This is a genomic window from Nonomuraea sp. MG754425, from assembly GCF_021699195.1.
Lineage (GTDB): Bacteria > Actinomycetota > Actinomycetes > Streptosporangiales > Streptosporangiaceae > Nonomuraea.
The window spans coordinates 1,713-4,657 of the sequence record NZ_SSXE01000410.1 but is presented as its reverse complement, the minus strand read 5'-3'; the positions used below and the strand labels follow the sequence as shown (position 1 = coordinate 4,657).

Annotated in this window: 2 rRNA genes (1 of these 2 only partly in view); both read left to right on the top strand. The window is 57.0% G+C overall.

From position 1 onward, the window contains the following. The first annotated feature begins 120 nt into the window (after window positions 1–120). Window positions 121–1,638, top strand: a 16S ribosomal RNA gene (locus FAF44_RS53105). A gap of 41 nt (window positions 1,639–1,679) precedes the next feature. Then, window positions 1,680–2,945: ribosomal RNA gene (locus tag FAF44_RS53100) — 23S ribosomal RNA — on the top strand; it runs 1,524 nt beyond the window's last position. Together the 16S and 23S rRNA genes form the textbook arrangement of a ribosomal RNA operon.

The window sequence follows — 2,945 nt, the reverse complement described above, 5'->3', positions numbered from 1 at the left end:
TGTACGCGTCCGTTTCTTGAGAACTCAACAGTGTGTTAAAAGCCAGTGCATGATTTTTCATGCAACACCTCGTCAAGATTGTTTTCTTGATGGATTTGCTTGGATGAGTTTTCCGAACATTGTTTGGAGAGTTTGATCCTGGCTCAGGACGAACGCTGGCGGCGTGCTTAACACATGCAAGTCGAGCGGAAAGGCCCTTCGGGGTACTCGAGCGGCGAACGGGTGAGTAACACGTGAGCAACCTGCCCCTGACTCTGGGATAAGCCTGGGAAACTGGGTCTAATACCGGATATGACCGCCTCCGGCATCGGGTGGTGGTGGAAAGTTTTTCGGTTGGGGATGGGCTCGCGGCCTATCAGCTTGTTGGTGGGGTAGTGGCCTACCAAGGCGACGACGGGTAGCCGGCCTGAGAGGGCGACCGGCCACACTGGGACTGAGACACGGCCCAGACTCCTACGGGAGGCAGCAGTGGGGAATATTGCGCAATGGGCGGAAGCCTGACGCAGCGACGCCGCGTGGGGGATGACGGCCTTCGGGTTGTAAACCTCTTTCAGCAGGGACGAAGTTGACGTGTACCTGCAGAAGAAGCGCCGGCTAACTACGTGCCAGCAGCCGCGGTAATACGTAGGGCGCAAGCGTTGTCCGGAATTATTGGGCGTAAAGAGCTCGTAGGTGGCTGGTCGCGTCTGCCGTGAAAGCCCGCAGCTTAACTGCGGGTCTGCGGTGGATACGGGCCGGCTAGAGGTAGGTAGGGGCAAGTGGAATTCCTGGTGTAGCGGTGAAATGCGCAGATATCAGGAGGAACACCGGTGGCGAAGGCGGCTTGCTGGGCCTTACCTGACGCTGAGGAGCGAAAGCGTGGGGAGCGAACAGGATTAGATACCCTGGTAGTCCACGCTGTAAACGTTGGGCGCTAGGTGTGGGGGTCTTCCACGATCTCCGTGCCGGAGCTAACGCATTAAGCGCCCCGCCTGGGGAGTACGGCCGCAAGGCTAAAACTCAAAGGAATTGACGGGGGCCCGCACAAGCGGCGGAGCATGTTGCTTAATTCGACGCAACGCGAAGAACCTTACCAAGGTTTGACATCACCCGGACTGCGGTGGAGACATCGTTTTCTTCGGACTGGGTGACAGGTGGTGCATGGCTGTCGTCAGCTCGTGTCGTGAGATGTTGGGTTAAGTCCCGCAACGAGCGCAACCCTTGCTCCATGTTGCCAGCAACACCTTCGGGTGGTTGGGGACTCATGGGGGACTGCCGGGGTCAACTCGGAGGAAGGTGGGGATGACGTCAAGTCATCATGCCCCTTATGTCTTGGGCTGCAAACATGCTACAATGGCCGGTACAGAGGGTTGCGATGCCGTGAGGTGGAGCGAATCCCTAAAAGCCGGTCTCAGTTCGGATTGGGGTCTGCAACTCGACCCCATGAAGTCGGAGTCGCTAGTAATCGCAGATCAGCAACGCTGCGGTGAATACGTTCCCGGGCCTTGTACACACCGCCCGTCACGTCACGAAAGTCGGCAACACCCGAAGCCCGTGGCCCAACCTTTTAGGGGGGAGCGGTCGAAGGTGGGGCTGGCGATTGGGACGAAGTCGTAACAAGGTAGCCGTACCGGAAGGTGCGGCTGGATCGGTTGCTGTTTGTTGTTTGAGATTTGCATAGTGGACGCGAGCATCTTTGTGGCCAAGTTTTTTAGGGCACACGGTGGATGCCTTGGCATCAGGAGCCGATGAAGGACGTGGGAGGCTGCGTTAAGCCTCGGGGAGTCGCCAACCAGACGTTGATCCGGGGATGTCCGAATGGGGAAACCTAGCACCAGTCATGTGGTGTTGCCTCCGCCTGAATGTATAGGGCGGTTGGTGGTAACGCGGGGAAGTGAAACATCTCAGTACCCGTAGGAAGAGAAAACAAGAGTGATTCCGTGAGTAGTGGTGAGCGAAAGCGGATGAGGCTAAACCGGGCGTGTGTGATAGCCGGCAGGCGTTGCATGTTCGGGGTCGTGGGACCTTCTGGTGGTTTCTGCCGAGACCACAGACAGTGATAAATCTGCCTGATAGTTGAAGCCTCTGGGATGGGGCGCCGTAGACCGTGAGAGCCGGGTAGGCGAAATTGGGTGGACTGTTTGAGGGGATCCCAAGTAGCACGGGGCTCGAGGAATCCTGTGTGAATCTGCCAGGACCACCTGGTAAGCCTAAATACTCCCTGATGACCGATAGTGCACGAGTACCGTGAGGGAAAGGTGAAAAGTGCCCCGGTGAGGGGTCGTGAAAGAGTACCTGAAACCGTGTGCCTACAAGCCGTAGGAGCTTACATCAGTTTGCTGGTGTGTGATGTGACTGCGTGCCTTTTGAAGAATGAGCCTGCGAGTTATGGTGTGTGGCGAGGTTAACCCGTGTGGGGGAGCCGTAGCGAAAGCGAGTCTGAATAGGGCGTTTGAGTCGCATGCTGTAGACCCGAAGCGGAGTGATCTACGCATGGGCAGGTTGAAGCTCAGGTAAGACTGGGTGGAGGACCGAACCCACCAGGGTTGAAAACCTGGGGGATGATCTGTGTGTAGGGGTGAAAGGCCAATCAAACTCCGTGATAGCTGGTTCTCCCCGAAATGCATTTAGGTGCAGCGTTACGCGTTTCTTGCCGGAGGTAGAGCACTGGATGGCCGATGGGCCCGACAAGGTTACTGACGTCAGCCAAACTCCGAATGCCGGTAAGTGAGAGCGTGGCAGTGAGACTGCGGGCGATAAGGTTCGTAGTCGAGAGGGAAACAGCCCAGATCACCGACTAAGGCCCCTAAGCGTGTGCTAAGTGGGAAAGGATGTGGAGTCGCAGAGACAACCAGGAGGTTGGCTTAGAAGCAGCCACCCTTGAAAGAGTGCGTAATAGCTCACTGGTCAAGTGATTCTGCGCCGACAATGTAGCGGGGCTCAAGTACACCGCCGAAGTCGTGGCA